We start from the raw sequence: 15,913 nt of genomic DNA on the forward strand, positions 1-15,913 counted from the left end.
GATTTTCTTGAAATGTCCACTTCGCAGTGAAATGTCCAGGGCGTGTCCATACGGACATCTCAAGGGTCGAACACCGAGCGGCCTATTGAGGGGGAAGCAATGCCACAAGCAACTGGACCAGACGACGACGGCCCACAGCTACATGCCGTCCACTGAGGCGCGGGCACGCTGGCGCGCCCCTGATTACGACGGCCGGCGGGCTAGCGATCGTGGCGTTCACTCAGAAGGCAGTTCAATGGCGCGATGCCTGGCTGCGACGGCACCGCCTGAGCCGCCTCCGGGTCGAGTTCCGCAGCCATCGCCTCGAAGGGCGCGACTACGCCGCCGACCATCGGTGGACGATGGCACGCGCGTTCATCACGCGAGACGACATGGATCCCGTGACGCGAGTCAGCGGATTGCTCGTCCTGTTCTACGGGCTCCACCTGACCCGCATCGCAGCGATCACCCGCGCACAAGTCGATACGACCGCGCGCCCCATGACGCTGACGGTCGGAACTGAACCGATCGAGCTGCCCGAAGTCCTCGCCGAAGCAATGGTCCAGCTGCTCGACGGCAACCGCTCCGACACTTGGCTCTTCCCGGGCAGGAACCCGGGCCGACCGATCACCCCCGGGCCGCTCAGCCGTCGACTCCGTCAAGAAGGACTCCTCGCCGGCAGCGCTCGTGTCACCGCGCTGATGGACCTCACCCGACAACTGCATCCTCGAATCGTGTCCGACCTGCTCGGCATCACGGCGTCATCAGCTGCCGCCTGGGCACGCCTCTCCGGGGGCGAATGGTCCGACTATCCCGCGCTGCGCTCAACCTCGACCTGAGCACCAATGGCCTCCCGCTACGCTTGCGCCTCCAGTGGGACTGCCTGAATTATCGGACAGACCCCCGGGCTTGGCTACAGATAGCGGCAGACCTGATCCGAGCTGCACGTGTCGGGCTCGACGTGCTCGGCCTGGTCGCGGAGCCCGGCGAGGGTGTCGCGCAGGTCGTGGAGCTGCCTGAGCTGCTGGTCGATATCGGTGAGGCGTGCGTCGAGGAGGTCGCGGACGTGGCTGCAGGGCGCTTGGCCGTGGTCGCGGATGTGGAGGATCTGCTGGATCTGGGCGAGGGTGAGTCCAGCGGCTTGGCCGCGGTGGATGAAGTCGATTCGGGCGATGGTCTCGGCGGTGTAGTTGCGGTAGCCGCTGGGCGTGCGCCCGGCCGGCGGCAGGAGCCCCTGGTCCTCGTAGAACCGCAACGTCTTCGCCGTGGTGCCGGCCGCGTCGGCGAGCTCTCCGATCCGCATTCCCCGCCCCCCCCTTTTCGCTGGTCGCAAATTTCGTGCTTGACCTTCCCCTGTGGTGGAAGGTTCATGATGAGTGTATCAGCGGGATGTTCCAAGATGTCCAGGGAGGAATAAGGATGCCATCGAGGTTTGATCTGGCCGTGATTGGGTCGGGTGGCGCGGCATTCGCCGCGGCGATCCGCGCCACCACACTGGGAAAGTCGGTGGTGATGATCGAGCGCGGCACGTTGGGCGGCACGTGCGTGAACACGGGGTGCGTTCCGTCCAAGGCGCTGCTCGCGGCCGCCGAGGCCCGCCACGTGGCCGCGGATGCGGGCTCCCGGTTCCCGGGGATCGCCGCCACCGCTGGCCCGGTAGACATGCACGGGCTGGTGGGTGGCAAGCAGGACCTGGTCGAGGCGATGCGGAGTGAGAAGTACATCGACGTGGCAGAAGCCTACGGCTGGCCGGTCCGCCAGGGCGAGGCGGCGTTCGCCGGCACGCCGGATGCGTCGGTCCTCGAGGTCACCGCCGCGGACGGCACCGTCGAAACCATCGAGGCCGCCCACTACCTCATCGCCACAGGCTCCCGCCCGTGGGCTCCTGCCATCGAGGGGCTGGACGGCGTCGACTTTCTCACCTCGACGTCGGCGATGGAGCTGTCCGAGGTGCCTGACTCGCTGCTGGTGCTCGGCGGGGGCTATGTGGCGCTGGAGATGGCACAGTTGTTCGCCCGGCTCGGCTCGAAGGTGACTCTGCTGGTGAGGTCCCGGCTGGCGTCGAAGGAGGAGCCGGAAGTCTCCAAGGCGTTGCAGGAAATCTTCGCCGACGAGGGCATCCGAGTGGTCCGCCGCGCCATCCCCACCCGCGTCACCCGCGACCCGGGCACCGGCCAGATCGTCGCCGCGGCCGAGGTCTCGGGCGGCGTGCAGGAGTTCCGTGCCGACGAGATCCTCGTCGCGCTCGGCCGCGCCCCGGTCACCGACGGGCTCAACCTCGAGACCGTGCAAGTGAAGACCGGCGCGGCCGGAGAGGTCGTGGTCACCGACCAGTTGCAGTCCTCCAACCCTCGCGTCTGGGCGGCTGGGGATGTCACCGGGCACCCCGAGTTCGTCTACGTCGCAGCCCGGCACGGCACGTTGGTCGCCGAGAACGCCTTCACTGACGCCAGCACGTCGGTCGACTACACGCGGATGCCGCGGGTCACATTCACGAGCCCTGCCGTCGGCGCGGTCGGGATGACCGAGAAGGAGGTCATCGCGGCCGGGATCCGCTGCGACTGCCGTGTCCTGCCACTGGAGTACGTGCCCCGCGCGCTGGTGAACCGGGACACCCGCGGGTTCATCAAGATGGTCGCCAACGCGGACACCGGCGAGATCCTCGGCCTGACCGCGGTCACCAAGGACGCCGGCGAACTCGCCGCCGCAGGTGTCCACATCCTCGGCAAGACCATCACCGAGGTCGCCGACGCGTGGGCCCCGTACCTGACCACGGCCGAAGGCATCCGGATCGTAGCCAAGGCCTTCACCACCGATGTGTCGATGCTGTCCTGCTGCGCCTGACCGCGCTCCAGACAGCGGATCCACCCCATCAGAAACTGGAGCCTCGCCCGCTCCTCGATCGGCCCGAAATCTAAAGGTCATCCGCATGGTCCCGGATCAAGCCGTCACGCGGCGGCGACGTCCTGCGCGGTCACGTGCTTGCCTTCCGCGTCGACGCGGCGCGCAGGCCGTTGAGGATCACGATCACCTCGGCGATCTCGTGCACCAGCACCACCGCCGCAAGCCCCAGGACGCCAAAGAGGGCGAGCGGGAGCAGGGCGGTGATGATCAGCAGCGACAGGATGATGTTCTGGTTGATGATGTGCCGCCCCCGACGGGCATGGGCGAACGCGCGCGGGAGAAGCCGCAGATCGTGACCGGTGAAGGCCACGTCGGCCGACTCGATCGCGGCGTCGGAGCCCGTCGCGCCCATCGCGATCCCGATGTCCGCGGCGGCCAGCGCAGGGGCGTCGTTGATGCCGTCGCCGATCATCGCGACCGGCCCCTTCGCACCGAGCTCTGCGATCGCGGCGGCCTTGTCTTCGGGGCGCAGCTCGGCGCGGACGTCATCGATCCCTGCATGCGCAGCGAGGGCGCGGGCGGTGCGGGCGTTGTCGCCGGTGAGCATGGTCACCCCGATGCCCTGGGTCGCGAGGGTGCGGACCACTTCAGGGACCTCGGGGCGCAGCTCGTCGCGGACGCCGATCGCGGCGACCGGGACGCCGCCGCGGTGGACGATCACGACTGTCATGCCCTGCTCCTCCAGCCCCGCGACCCGGTCGCCGAGGGTCCCGGCGTCGAGCCAGCGCGGGCTGCCGACGGTGATCCGCGCGCCGGCGAGCTCGCCCTCGATGCCGTGCCCGGCCTGCTCGGTCACGCCCTCCGCCGCAGGGGCATCCGGCGCTGCGGCGGTGATCGCGGCGGCGAGGGGGTGGGTGCTGTGCTGCTCCAGAGCGGCCGCCCATGCCAGCGCCTCCGCCTCGCTCACACCGTCCACGGTGAGGACGGCGGTGACGGCGGGCTCGTTGCGGGTGAGGGTGCCGGTCTTGTCGACGGCGACGTGGCGGATCACGCCGAACCGCTCGAACGCGGCACCGGACTTGATGATCACGCCGAACTTGCTCGCCGAGCCGATCGCCGCGACCACGGTCAGCGGCACGGAGATCGCCAGTGCGCAGGGCGATGCCGCGACCAGCACGACCAGGGCGCGGGTGATCCACAGCTCCGGGTCGCCGAGCAGCGAGCCGATGATCGCGACCAGGGCGGCGAGGATCAGCACGCCCGGGACGAGAGGGCGGGCGATGCGGTCGGCGAGGCGGGCGCGGTCGCCCTTCTCCGCCTGAGCCTTCTCCACGAGGTCGACGATCGTGGTCAGTGAGTTGTCGGTGCCTGCCGCGGTCGTTTCGACCTCCAGTGCCCCGGCGGTGTTGATTGCGCCGGCGGAGACGGCATCGCCGGGTTCGACCTCGACCGGGATCGACTCCCCGGTGATCGCGGACGTGTCCAGGCTGGAACGTCCCGTGCGGACGACGCCGTCGGTCGCGATCCGCTCACCCGGCCGCACCAACATCAGCTGCCCGACAGCCAGATCCTTCGCGGCGACCTCGACCGAGACGCCGTCGCGGCGGATGGTGGCGGTCTCCGGGACGAGCTTGAGCAGTGCCCGCAGCCCGCCGCGGGCACGGTCCATCGCCTTGTCCTCCAGCGCCTCGGCGATCGAGTACAGGAATGCCAGCGCTGCGGCCTCCTCGACGTAGCCGAGGATCACCGCGCCGACCGCGCTGATGGTCATCAGCAGCCCGATGCCGAGCTTGCCCTTGAAGAGGTTCCGGATCGCGCCCGGCGTGAACGTCGACGCGCCCAGCAGCAGGCCGATCCAGAACAGCACCAGCGCAGGGATCTCCATCCCGGACCACTCCAGCGCCAGACCGGTGAGGAACGCCACACCGGAGAAGACCGGGACCATGATCCCGCGGTCCCGCCACCAGGGGCGCTCCGCCTCCTCGGCCTCTTCGCCGACTGCGGTCTCAGGCTCGTCGTGCTCGCAGCCGCACGCCGCGCTCACGCGCCCGCTCCCGTCCCGCAGCAGCCCGGCACCGTGCACGAAGCGTCCATGCAGGGCGCGTGCTCGTCCACCGCGAGCGTCACGTCCACCAGCGCGGTCAGCGCCGCCGCGAGGTGCGGGTCCGCGATCTCGTAGCGCGTCTGCCGCCCTTCCGGCTCGGCGACCACGATGCCGCAGTCGCGCAGGCAGGTCAGGTGGTTCGAGACGTTCGAGCGGGTCAGCTCCAGCTCACGCGAGAGCACCGCCGGGTAGCTGGGGCCGTCGAGCAGGGTCATCAGTATCCGGGAGCGCGTCGGGTCCGCCATGGCCCGGCCGAGCCGGTTCATGACGTCGAGACGTGGAGCAATGGTCAGCATGCACTGATCATACAGTGTTGACTGAACTAATCCCAGGATGAATAGTGCACCATGCGACATTCGGCCCTACCAGTAACCCCGCGGGCGCGCAGCAGCAGCCCGGCGTTTTCGAGCGCGCCGAGGACGCGGACGATGCTGGTGGTGTTGCAGGACACCACCCGGGTCAGGTCCCGGCCGAGCGCGGTGGCGTAGTTGGCCTGGGCGACGAAGGAGTGCCCGGTGGTCGAGTGCGCTTCCCCGCCCTGCACGATCACCTTTACTCCCGCCGCCTGGTAGCGGGGCAGGTTTCCGGCGGCGACGTGCTTGGGGGTCGTATCGACGATCACGTCGCTCTGCGCGAGGAGATCGTCGAGGGTTCCCTCGGGGCGGATGCCGGTGTCCACCATGCCGCTGTGCGCGTCGGGGGTGGCGGCGAATACGGGCAGCCGCGGGACGGCGGATTGTATTCGCCAGTCGGTGACGATGTCCGCGACGCCCACCAGGTGCATGTCGGGTTGGGCGTGGACGGCGTCGGCGACCCTCTTGCCGATCACTCCGTACCCGTTGACGCCGACTCTGATCCTGTCCATCTTCGTCTCCTTTCGTGGTGTTCTTGAGCCGTGCGCGGGTCAGGGGCGGGGTCGGCGGCGCCGCAGCGTCCACAGCAGATAGCTGCCGAGGGCGCCGATCGTGCCGGTCCCGGCGCCGATCAGGACGCCTTCCCGGGAGCGCCATTTCGTGTTCCCGCCGACGAGGGTGCCGATCCCGCTGATCAGCGCGGCGGCGATCATTCCCGCGACGACACGGTTGCCGACGCGTTCGGCGCGCCCGACGAGAGGTTCCAGCTCCGTCGCGCGCAGGTGCACCTCGAACCCGCCGTCTTCGAGGAGATGCCGGAGCCGGCTCAGGGTGGCGGGCAGCTCGGTGAGCAGTGCCCCGGTGTCGGCTCCCGCGCGCGCCCATCGCCGGGCCAGAGCCGGCAGGGACAGCTGGGCGCGGGTGAGCTGCTCAGCGTAGGGCTGCAGGGCGTCGAGCATCTGGAAGTCCGGATCCAGCCGCGCCGCGGTCCCTTCGGCCATCATCAGCACTTTGAACAGCAGCGCCGTCTCCTGCGGAAGGTGCAGCTGGTGCTGCTGCAGGATGCCGAGCAGCTGCTGGAGCATGATTGCGAGGCTGATCTCCGACAGCGAACGGCCCCGGTAGCGGGCCGTGAACGCGGTGATCGCCTGCCGCAGCCCTGCCCGGTCGACGACGTCGGCGGTCCGGGAGAGTTCTATCAGGGCGGTGGTGAGGGTGTCCGGGTCGTCGCGGGTGAAGGCGAGCACGATGCCGGCGAGGCCGTCCGTGGTCTGTTCGGTGAGCTCCCCGACCATCCCGAAGTCGATCAGCGCGAGCGCGCCGTCGGGCTGCACGAACATGTTCCCGGGATGGGGGTCGGCATGGAAGAACCGGTTGTCGAACACCATCGTGAGCACGATGTCGGCACCCAGCCGCGCGAGTGCGACCCGGTCGATGCCGGCGGCGTCCAGGCCCTCCAGGTCGTCGATCCGCACCCCGCTCATCCGCTCCAGGGTCAGCACGCGCGAGGTCGTGGTCTCCCCGTGCACGCGGGGAATCCGCACCCGCGCCGCGTGGGCGAACTCCTGCGCGAACCGTTCGGCGTTGCGGGCCTCCTGCAGGTAGTCCAGCTCGGCACGCAGCGTGCGGGAGAACTCCTCCACCAGCCCGGGCAGGTCGTACTGCCGGATGGCATCCCAGCGCCGGTCGGCGCGGTCGGCGAGGTTGCGGAGAATGTCCAGGTCTTCATGCACCTGCGCGACCACGCCGGGCCGGCGCACCTTCACGACGACCTCGGTGCCGTCGTGAAGAGTTGCCGCGTACGCCTGCCCGATGGACGCCGCCGCCAGCGGCACCGGGTCGAACTGGGCGAACACGTGCTCTGGGTCGGCGCCGAGCTCTTCACGGAGCACGTCCCGAATGCCCTCCCACGGTGCCGCGGCGACGTCGTCCTGCAGTTTGGCGAACTCGGCGACCCATGCCGCGGGGAGCAGATCGTGCCGGGTGGAGAGGATCTGGCCCAGTTTCACGAACGTCGGCCCGAGCTCCTCCAACGCGACCCGCACATGCTCGGGGTTCGTGTAGGGGTCCTCCTGCCGGGCGTGTCCGAGGGCGCCGCGGTGGAACGGCACCAAGCCGCCCAGGCCCAGCACGCCGGCCAGGACGCCGAGTCCGTGCCGGCGCAGCACGGCCCCGATCTGCCGGTACCGGCTACTCCCCGCGCCCATCAGCTCACGCCCCTCTCGGCTGGAGTGCCGGCCGATGCTCGTTCGAGGATGAAGTCGACGCGCGCGTCGGGGGCGAGTGCGGGGACGGTGACGACGGGAAAGCCCAGCTCCTGGTACACCAGCCCGAGCAGGTCGTGGATGCGCCGCTGCGCGGCGGGGTCCTCGGTGCGCGCGTAGTCGGACGCCAGCGGGAGCAGGTCAAGCAGGAACACCGTCGCGTACCGGGCGCCGGCCAGCGCGCCCAGCAGGGCGGTGCCGGGGGCGAGGCCGAGGAAGCGGTAGTAGGCGAGCGAGTCCGGCAGAGCACGGTCCAGGAACACGGTCTGTTGCGGGTCGAGGGAGCGTTCCTGCTCGATCTGCATGTCGACGACGGCGCGCTGGAACTCGCTCTGCCGTGCCCGCACCTCCGCGGTGCTGCGCCCGGTGATCCGTTGCAGGTCGATGTAGTGGCGGGCGTGCTCGATTGTGGTCGTGTACCCGCGGCCCCGCAGCAGGTTGACCGTGGTGGTCTTGCCCGAGCTGGGACCGCCCGTCACGACGCGCCAACGGGTGGTCTGTGCGGGCCGCGGCTCCTGGATGCCGGTCATGACCTCACCCTACACCCTGTACCCCTACAGGGTATGGTAGATTGTGGGTGGAGGTGCGAGATGGCACACGGGTATGTGGACAACAAGCCGGCGCTGCTGGCGCGGCTGAGCCGCGCGGAGGGTCAGGTGCGCGGGATCGCGCGGATGATCGACGAGGACGTGTACTGCATCGACGTGCTGACCCAGGTGTCGGCGGCGACGAAGGCGCTGGAGTCCGTCGCGCTGTCGCTGCTGGAAGACCACCTCGCGCATTGCGTCGCGCAGGCGACCGCCGAAGGCGGCCCGCTCGCGGAGGAGAAGCTCCGCGAGGCGAACGCCGCGATCGCGCGCCTCGTGCGCTCCTAACGTCGTCCCCACTCACATCGTTCAACGCTCTTGAAGGGAGCACATCATGACCGGACAGGGATTCCAGGACCTCGGCCTGCAGGCGACCAGCACCGGCGGTGGCTGCGCCTGTTGCAGCCCCACCTCCCACGCCACGGCAGCCACCGACACCGGCGCGCCGGCGCAGCAGACGGCGGCGGGTGAGACCGTGTCGGCGCAGTTCCTGGTGGAGGGGATGACCTGCGCGCACTGCGTGCGTAGCGTCACCGAGGAGGTCTCCGCGATCGACGGTGTCTCCGACGTCGCGGTCGATCTGCACGCCGGTGGCGTGTCCACGGTGACGGTGTCCAGCGCGACGCCGGTGGATGCGGAGCGGGTGCGGGCGGCGGTGGAGGAGGCCGGGTACAGCCTCGCCGCAGCCTCATGAGCACGCTGGACGTCGATCTCGACATCACCGGGATGACCTGCGCGTCGTGCGCGACGCGGGTCGAGCGGAAGCTGAACAAGCTGCCCGGGGTGGAGGCGACGGTCAACTTCGCCACCGAGAAGGCCCGCGTGCACTCGGAGGCCCCGGTGCCGGTGGAGGAGCTGATCGCGGCGGTCGAGCAGGCGGGGTACGGAGCGAGCCTCCCAGCCCCGCCTGTGCCCGACACGGCTGAGCAGACCATCCCGCGGGACGATGAGCTGGCGTCGCTGCGGCAGCGGCTGATCGTCTCGGCGGTGCTGGCGGTGCCGGTCGCGGTGCTGTCGATGATCCCCGCCCTGCAGTTCACCTACTGGCAGTGGCTCACGCTCACCCTGGCCGCGCCGGTGGTGGTGTGGGGGGCGTGGCCGTTCCACCGCGCCGCGGCGATCAATGCCCGGCACGGGGCGGCGACGATGGACACTCTGATCAGCGTCGGGGTGCTGGCCGCGTTCGGCTGGTCGCTGTACGCGCTGTTCTTCGGCGGTGCGGGGATGCCGGGAATGCGGATGAGCGTCACCTTCGTCGGCACCCCGCAGGCCGGTGGCCACGAGGTGTACCTGGAGGTCGCCGCGCTGGTGACCGTGTTCATCCTCCTCGGCCGCTACCTCGAGGTTCGTGCCAAGCGGCAGTCCGGCGAGGCCCTGCGCGCCCTGCTGGAGCTCGGCGCCAAGGACGCAGTGATCCTCCGCGAAGGCACTGAGCAGCGCGTCCCCGTCGCACAGCTCGTTCCGGGTGATGTCGTGGTGGTGCGGCCGGGTGAGAAGATCCCCGCCGACGGCCTCGTCACCGAGGGAATGTCCGCGGTGGACGAGTCGATGCTGACCGGCGAGTCCGTGCCGGTCGAAGTCGCCCCCGGCTCCCGCGTGGTCGGCGCGACTGTGAACACCGGCGGGCGCCTGCTCGTGCAGATCACCCGCGTCGGCGCCGACACCGAGCTGGCCCGGATGGCGCGGCTGGTCGAGGAGGCGCAGACCGGCAAGGCCCAGGTGCAGCGCCTCGCCGACCGGGTGTCGGCCGTCTTCGTCCCCATCGTCATCGTCCTCGCCCTGGCCGCGTTCGCCGGGTGGCTGATCGCGGGGGCGCCCTTGGAGGTCGCCTTCACCGCCGCGGTGACCACCCTGATCATCGCCTGCCCGTGTGCGCTGGGGCTGGCGACGCCGACCGCTCTGCTGGTCGGCACCGGCCGCGGCGCCCAGCTGGGCATCCTCATCCGCGGACCCCAGGTGCTCGAGCAGACCCGCCGCATCGACACCGTCGTGCTCGACAAGACCGGCACCATCACCGCCGGCACCATGACCGTCACCGGCATCCACCCCGCTCCCGGCACCGATGAGGCGGAGCTGATCCGGTTCGCCGCGGCGCTCGAGCACGGCTCCGAGCACCCCATCGGCCGCGCCATCACCGCCGCAGCCGACGGCCCGACGGATGCCGTGGAGTCATTCGCCGCCGAGGCCGGTCAAGGCGTGCAGGGCATCGTCGACGGCCGCCTGGTCGCCGCCGGCCGCGCCTCCTGGATCACCACCCAATGGGCGCTCCCCATCCCCGCCGAGCTCGCCGCGACCATCGCGGCGGACGAGGCGGCGGGGGCGACGGTGACGGTGGTGGCGTGGGACGGGCAGGTGCGCGGGGCGATCAGCGTCGCCGACACCATCAAACCCACCAGCCGTGAGGCGGTCGCACGGCTCCGGGAGCTCGGGTTGACCCCGATCCTGCTCACCGGCGACAACCCCGGCGCCGCCCGCGCGATCGCCAACCAGGCCGGGATCGAGGACGTCCGCGCCGGGGTCACCCCGCAGGGCAAGCTCGACACCATCCGCGACCTGCAGGCCGCGGGCCGGGTGGTCGCGATGGTCGGCGACGGCGTCAACGACGCCGCAGCCCTCGCCGCCGCCGACCTCGGGATCGCGATGGGCACCGGCACCGACGCGGCCATCACCGCCGCGGACCTGACCATCGTCTCCGGCGACCTGATGCTGGTCCCGGACGCGATCCGGCTGGCCCGCCGCACCCTGGGCACGATCAAGGGGAACCTGTTCTGGGCGTTCGCGTACAACGTCGCCGCGATCCCGGTCGCGATGCTCGCCCTGCTCAACCCCATCCTCGCCGCCGCGGCAATGGCGTTCAGCAGCGTGTTCGTCGTCACCAACAGCCTCCGCCTGCGCCGCTTCCGCCCCCTGCCCACCCCGACCCGTGCCGGCGCCCCCGCCACCCGAGAGCCCGCGCCCGTCCAGGCCTAACTGTACTGACCGGACACATTGGTTGAAGCAGGCAGGGTGAGAGGTCACCGATGGTGCCGCGCTAATTCTCGACCGACTGAAGCGATGCCTGGTACACAGCGACGAACCGCCCCACCGGACCTGCGCTGTCCTTGCTCGTGCCAATAATCGGACAGTTCGGATCGAACAGCTGGTTTGCCCAGAGGGTTGAGTCACAACGCAGGTCGGCGTCATCGATGACAGTCGACTCCCGCACGACGAGCAGGCCTGTCCCGTCCAGCTTCACGCGGTAGGTGTAGTCCTGCGGCCGCGTGCAGCGACTGTCGAACAGTGTCAGGTCGAACTCGAGCGTGCTGCCAGGTGAGGTGAGGCCTGCGGCCATCGTCTTCATGGCGAGGACCGCCGCATCGGGTGTCAGGCCGCCGCTGGGATCCCAGGTGGGCGACGACTGAGCCCACCTGGCAATGCCCTCCAAGGGGCGCTCCAGCTCGTGGCCCCAGCTCGTCAGCTGGTAGATCGAGCCCCCAGCTGGCGACGTCGTGTCAAGTCGCTGCACAAGGCCCCTGGTGTCCAGGTCGCGTAGGCGGGCTGTCAATACGGCTGGGGTCACGCCGTGCAGCAGTAAGGACAGCTCCGAGAACCGCTTGGGCCCAAGGAACAGTTCCCGCAGGATGGGATAGGTCCACACGTCACCGATGAGCTCGATGCCGTGCGCTGAGGCGCAAGCGTCTCCATGCTCCGCGTAGGTCTTCTTGATGGGCATATGACAAGCCTACCCATCAGCTATGGACAACATAGTTGTTACTATGTTTAATATAGTTCATGAATGCGCAGCCGACGGACACCGTCCTCACCACAGCCGACGGGGCCACCCTTGCCTTGACCACTCAGGGCAGCGGACCCCAACTCCTCATCGTTCCCAGCGTCGCCAGCTCGCGGACGATCGACCCCCAGCCTGACCTGGCCACCACCCTCGCCACGTGCTTCACGGTGACCACCTATGACCGTCGTGGCACAGGGAAGAGCACCCTGCCGCCCGGCTCCGACCCCGACTGCTACACGGTCGACCAGGAGATCAACGACATCACCCTGATCGCCCAGCATCTCGGCGCCACCGTCGACGTGTACGGGTTCTCCTCGGGCGCCGACCTCGCGCTGCTCGCTGCCCAGGCTGGCGCACCCATCCGCACCTTGTACCTGCTCGAGCCGCCGCTGTTCGAGCCCGGCACCCTGGCCGTTGAGCGGGCCCGGATGAAGGACCTGCTGGCGCGTGACCGGCAGCAGGCTCGCGACTACTACCTTCGCGATGTCGTCGGCATCCCCGCCGACATCGTTGGGCAGATTCCCACCTTGGAGCAGCACCTCGCAGACGTCCCGGCCAGCCTGCACGAGTTGACCTTCCTTCCTGGCTGCAACGCCCAGCGGTTCGAAGGCCTCGCGACCCCGACAGTGCTGATGGTCAGCACCCACACCGCCCCGCGGCTCAAGCGGTGGGCCGCCGAGTTGGAGCAGGCGCTTCCACAGTCGACGCTGCACGAGCTTCCCGGCGAGTGGCATGGCATTCCCGCGGAAGTGCAGCTGGCAGCGATCCGCAATCACTCTGACCAGCAAGCCTGACCAAACGCAACCGCACATCCATACTCCCTGGACGGGGCCCATCCTGATCGGGTGGGCCCCGTCCAGCAATTGCAGGAGCCCCATGTCTCACGCCAACGCAGCACTCACCCCGCGCCACCGCCTGATCGTCGCCCGTCTGGTCATAGACGAGGGCTGGCCGATCAGCGAGGTAGCCGCTCGCTTCCAGGTTTCCTGGCCAACCGTCAAACGCTGGTCCGAGCGTTATCGCAATGGCCAATCCATGCAGGACAGAAGCTCACGACCCCATCGCTCGCCGAACAGGACCATCGCCAGGATCGCGAAACGCTGTATCAGCTTGCGTTTGCGCCTGAGAGAGGGACCCGTGCAGTTGGCCTGTCGGCTCGGGATCGCCCCGTCGACCGTCCACAGGATCCTCGTTTCAGTCCATCTCAACCGGCTCACGCACGTCGACCGCGCCACCGGAGAACCGATCCGCCGCTACGAGCACGACCATCCCGGCGCGATGCTGCATGTCGATGTGAAGAAGCTCGGCAACATCCCCGACGGGGGCGGCTGGCGTTATGTCGGCCGGCAGCAAGGCGCGAAGAACCGCGCCGCCACACCCGACAAACCCAGGAACAAGTACCGGGACCCGTTGATGGGCAAGGCCTATGTCCACACCGTCATCGACGACCACTCCCGAGTCGCCTACGCCGAGATCCACGACGACGAAACCGCCCAAACGGCCACCGCCGTCCTGGTCCGGGCCGTCGAATGGTTCAACGCCCGCGGCGTGATCGTCGAACGGGTCCTGTCCGACAACGGCGGCGCCTATCGCTCACACCTGTGGCGTGACACCTGCGCAGAACTCGGCATCCGGCACAAGCGCACCCGCCCGTATCGGCCGCAGACCAACGGAAAGATCGAGCGCTTCCATCGCACCCTGGCTGACGGCTGGGCCTATGCCCGCTGCTACACGTCTGAGGCCGAACGACGGGGCGAGCTCGAGGGCTGGTTGCACTACTACAACCAGCACCGGCCCCACACGGCCTGCGGGAACCAGCCGCCGTTCTCACGCTTGATCAACGTCCCCGGTCAGTACAACTAGCTGTTGCTGGCCAGGAGGTTGTTGACGGGCGCTCGGCTCGTCGAGCGGGATGATAGTCGGGTGGCTCCGGTTATCTATCGGGAGGAAGGGCTCCATCCCGGCTTGTCCGAGTGGGTGACGTGCGCGTGGACATACGAGCGGGCGTACAGCGATGAGGATGTCGAGACGGTGATGCCTGACGGCACGGTCGAGCTCGTCGTCCAGCTTGCCGCCCCCTACACGGACGCGGGCGTTGAGCTACCGACATGTGTCGCGATCGGGACACTCGATCGTCCGCTAGTTCTGACAGCCGAGGGCGCCATGCAAGTCTGGTGCGTCAGGTTCCCGTGGTGGGGCCTAGCCCCGTTCGGGGACGTCAGTGCCTTCGCCGGACGACAATGGGCCGCGGCAGACGACGTCTTCGACGCGGGTCTTGTCGCCGGCGTCCGCGACGCGGCCTCGTCCGCGCACCCGGTGGACGGGCTGAACCGGGTGCTGCTGTCGCACCTATTGGCGTGGACGATCGGTCCCGCACCCCTCCGGGAGGCGGGACGGGCGATCACGCCCCGGAGAACCACACCGACCCGAACACGTCGTGCAGCTGCAGCAGGTCCACCGCCCACATCCAGCCCGGGTTGGTCTTGTCGAACTGGATCACCCCGTTCGGGTCGGAGGAGCGTTGCGGGATCAACGACCCGGGGATCGCGGCCACCGCGAGCAGCAGCAACAACACCAGGGCGGTGCGCATGCTGGTCAGCTGCCGCCACGCCCACCGCGCCCACCCCGACACGCTCAGGCGCGGATTCGTGCGCTCCTCCACCGGCCGGTCGACGTGATCGGCGGGCAGCTGCGGGGCCTGCTCACTGCGGATCGACACGCGCATCCCCCCTCCCCCGGACGGGTGCGCGGCGGCGGGCGCGCCAGGAGGCGTGGGCGAGCAGCCCGACCCCCAGTACGGCGGCCACCAGGGCGGTGAGCACGTTCGCTTTCAGCCCGCCGGCGAGCAGCTCGGTGGGATCCAGCCGGATGGACTCCAGCACCGCCCGCCCCGCCCCGTACCACAGCAGGTACACGCCCAGACTCCGCCCGGCGCCCAGCGTGATCCGGCCGTGCCGGCGGCGGTGCTGCTCGAGCAGCACGATCACGGCGGCACCGGCCAGGTTCCACAGCAGCTCGTACAGGAACAGCGGATGAAACAGGGTCCCCGCCGGGGTCCCCGGCGGGATCGCGGGGGCTGAGGGGTCGATCTGCAGCCCCCACGGTAAGGTGGTGGGCGGGCCGAACAGCTCCTGGTTGAAGTAGTTCCCCAGCCGTCCCACCGCCTGGGCGACCAGCATCCCCGGCGCGAGCGCGTCCAGGAACAGCAGCACCGGGATCCCGGCGCGACGGGTGCCGATCACAATCCCGACCAGCCCGCCCAGGATCGCACCGAAGATTGCGATCCCGCCTTCCCAGATGTAGAGCACCCGCCACAGGTCCGCGCCAGGGAAGAAGTAGTCGCCGGGATGGGTGAGCACATGGTAGATCCGGGCGCCGAGGATCCCGAACGGCACCGCCCACATCGCCACATCCACCACGACCCCGGCCGGGTGCCCGACCGCCCGCAGCCGACGGCCGGTGATCAGCACCGCCAGCACGATCCCGGCCAGGATCGCCAGCGCGTAGAACCGGATCTGGAACGGACCGACCTGAACGAAGCTGATCCCCGGGCTCGGGATCAGCGCCGGAGCCACAATGAGGAGTGCGTCCATCAGGGCCTCACCCTCGCCGGAAGCCACGCCAGCGGGTCCACCGCTTCGCCTCCGGTGCGGATCTCGAAGTGCAGGTGTGCGCCGAAGCTGCGTCCACTGTCCCCGACCCGGCCGACCATCTGCCCCACCCGCACGGTCTGTCCCGGGGTCAGGGCGAGGGACCCTTCCCGCATGTGCGCGTACGCGCTTTCCACGACCTGCCCGTCGATCTCGTGCCGGATCACCACGTACACCCCGTACGCGCCGCCCTGCTCCGTCTCGGTGGTGACCACCCCGTCGGCGATCGCCTGGATCGGGGTGCCGATCCCGGGGGTCATGTCCAGTCCGGCATGGAAATTTGAGCAGGACGGGCATGGCGGGGTGCGGTACCCGAACGTGCTGCTGATCGGCACTCCCACGGTGAACGGCCACTGCACC

At 69.4% G+C, this 15,913-nt stretch carries 17 protein-coding genes and 1 pseudogene; 8 read left to right on the forward strand and 10 right to left on the reverse strand.

The features are described from left to right. Positions 1-341 precede the first annotated feature (341 nt). The gene (locus JOD60_RS02360) at positions 342-818 is read left to right on the forward strand and encodes a hypothetical protein (protein WP_233486704.1); all 477 of its coding nucleotides are present in this window, start codon (positions 342-344) and stop codon (positions 816-818) included. A 74-nt stretch (positions 819-892) separates the two neighbouring features. On the opposite strand, the gene JOD60_RS02365 is transcribed toward JOD60_RS02360, so the two are convergent. Then, positions 893-1,282, reverse strand: a complete 390-nt coding sequence (locus JOD60_RS02365) for a heavy metal-responsive transcriptional regulator (RefSeq protein WP_017828519.1) — start codon at positions 1,280-1,282, stop codon at positions 893-895. Between the two features lie 116 nt (positions 1,283-1,398). Here JOD60_RS02365 and merA point away from each other — a divergent pair, with 116 nt between their 5' ends. After that, positions 1,399-2,823, forward strand: a complete 1,425-nt coding sequence (gene merA / locus JOD60_RS02370; protein WP_076688261.1) for a mercury(II) reductase — start codon at positions 1,399-1,401, stop codon at positions 2,821-2,823. Positions 2,824-2,953: 130 nt separating this feature from the next. On the opposite strand, the gene JOD60_RS02375 is transcribed toward merA, so the two are convergent. Genes JOD60_RS02375 through JOD60_RS02395 form a run of 5 tightly spaced genes read right to left on the reverse strand, consistent with a single transcriptional unit; the run spans position 2,954 to position 8,074 of the window. Beyond that, positions 2,954-4,867, reverse strand: a complete 1,914-nt coding sequence (locus JOD60_RS02375; RefSeq protein WP_174524677.1) for a heavy metal translocating P-type ATPase — start codon at positions 4,865-4,867, stop codon at positions 2,954-2,956. Continuing rightward, on the reverse strand, positions 4,864-5,223 hold the full coding sequence (cmtR, locus tag JOD60_RS02380) for a Cd(II)/Pb(II)-sensing metalloregulatory transcriptional regulator CmtR (protein WP_060960787.1): 360 nt from the start codon (positions 5,221-5,223) through the stop codon (positions 4,864-4,866). The genes JOD60_RS02375 and cmtR overlap by 4 nt, the downstream gene beginning before the upstream one ends. A 26-nt stretch (positions 5,224-5,249) precedes the next feature. Then, positions 5,250-5,792: a type II glyceraldehyde-3-phosphate dehydrogenase gene (locus JOD60_RS02385; protein ID WP_084201852.1), complete on the reverse strand. Its 543-nt coding sequence runs from the start codon at positions 5,790-5,792 to the stop codon at positions 5,250-5,252. Between the two features lie 39 nt (positions 5,793-5,831). Next, the gene (locus JOD60_RS02390; protein WP_036286080.1) at positions 5,832-7,487 is read right to left on the reverse strand and encodes an ABC1 kinase family protein; all 1,656 of its coding nucleotides are present in this window, start codon (positions 7,485-7,487) and stop codon (positions 5,832-5,834) included. Beyond that, entirely contained in the window at positions 7,487-8,074 is a 588-nt protein-coding gene (locus tag JOD60_RS02395) for an AAA family ATPase (protein ID WP_076688263.1), read from the reverse strand. The genes JOD60_RS02390 and JOD60_RS02395 overlap by 1 nt, the downstream gene beginning before the upstream one ends. A gap of 60 nt (positions 8,075-8,134) precedes the next feature. On the opposite strand from JOD60_RS02395, the gene JOD60_RS02400 reads away from it, so the two are divergent. From JOD60_RS02400 to JOD60_RS02410, 3 genes are read left to right on the forward strand one after another with little or no spacing between them, the layout of a single operon-like run. Further along, positions 8,135-8,419: a metal-sensitive transcriptional regulator gene (locus JOD60_RS02400; protein ID WP_005049572.1), complete on the forward strand. Its 285-nt coding sequence runs from the start codon at positions 8,135-8,137 to the stop codon at positions 8,417-8,419. A gap of 46 nt (positions 8,420-8,465) precedes the next feature. After that, a complete protein-coding gene (locus JOD60_RS02405; RefSeq protein WP_051498747.1) occupies positions 8,466-8,825 on the forward strand; it encodes a heavy-metal-associated domain-containing protein in 360 nt (119 codons plus the stop codon). Next, complete coding sequence (locus JOD60_RS02410) at positions 8,822-11,101, forward strand: heavy metal translocating P-type ATPase (RefSeq protein WP_060960785.1); 2,280 nt, start codon at positions 8,822-8,824, stop codon at positions 11,099-11,101. Before JOD60_RS02405 ends, JOD60_RS02410 begins: the two co-directional genes overlap by 4 nt. Before the next feature lie 61 nt (positions 11,102-11,162). Here JOD60_RS02410 and JOD60_RS02415 read toward each other — a convergent pair whose 3' ends face one another. Next, complete coding sequence (locus JOD60_RS02415; protein WP_076688265.1) at positions 11,163-11,843, reverse strand: winged helix-turn-helix transcriptional regulator; 681 nt, start codon at positions 11,841-11,843, stop codon at positions 11,163-11,165. A 59-nt stretch (positions 11,844-11,902) separates the two neighbouring features. On the opposite strand from JOD60_RS02415, the gene JOD60_RS02420 reads away from it, so the two are divergent. The 3 genes and pseudogenes from JOD60_RS02420 to JOD60_RS17275 all read left to right on the forward strand — a co-directional run. Continuing rightward, positions 11,903-12,697 (forward strand): alpha/beta fold hydrolase, encoded by a 795-nt coding sequence (locus JOD60_RS02420; protein ID WP_076688267.1) that lies wholly within the window; start codon positions 11,903-11,905, stop codon positions 12,695-12,697. 82 nt (positions 12,698-12,779) lie between these two features. Continuing rightward, the gene (locus JOD60_RS02425) at positions 12,780-13,766 is read left to right on the forward strand and encodes an IS481 family transposase (protein WP_076688269.1); all 987 of its coding nucleotides are present in this window, start codon (positions 12,780-12,782) and stop codon (positions 13,764-13,766) included. A gap of 60 nt (positions 13,767-13,826) precedes the next feature. Then, positions 13,827-14,114: pseudogene (locus JOD60_RS17275) on the forward strand (DUF6597 domain-containing transcriptional factor); the annotation flags it as partial. 190 nt (positions 14,115-14,304) lie between these two features. On the opposite strand, the gene JOD60_RS02430 reads toward JOD60_RS17275, so the two are convergent. From JOD60_RS02430 to JOD60_RS17100, 3 genes are read right to left on the reverse strand one after another with little or no spacing between them, the layout of a single operon-like run. Next, positions 14,305-14,622, reverse strand: coding sequence for a cytochrome c biogenesis ResB family protein (locus JOD60_RS02430; protein WP_372430787.1), 318 nt, complete (start codon positions 14,620-14,622; stop codon positions 14,305-14,307). Beyond that, a complete protein-coding gene (lgt, locus tag JOD60_RS02435) occupies positions 14,606-15,496 on the reverse strand; it encodes a prolipoprotein diacylglyceryl transferase (RefSeq protein ID WP_005049593.1) in 891 nt (296 codons plus the stop codon). The genes JOD60_RS02430 and lgt overlap by 17 nt, the downstream gene beginning before the upstream one ends. Continuing rightward, a complete protein-coding gene (locus tag JOD60_RS17100) occupies positions 15,496-15,912 on the reverse strand; it encodes a M23 family metallopeptidase (protein ID WP_307823835.1) in 417 nt (138 codons plus the stop codon). The genes lgt and JOD60_RS17100 overlap by 1 nt, the downstream gene beginning before the upstream one ends. Position 15,913: the final 1 nt, after the last annotated feature.

Origin of the sequence: Microbacterium aurum (genome assembly GCF_016907815.1) — a bacterium.
In the GTDB taxonomy this organism is placed as follows: Bacteria; Actinomycetota; Actinomycetes; order Actinomycetales; family Microbacteriaceae; genus Microbacterium; species Microbacterium aurum.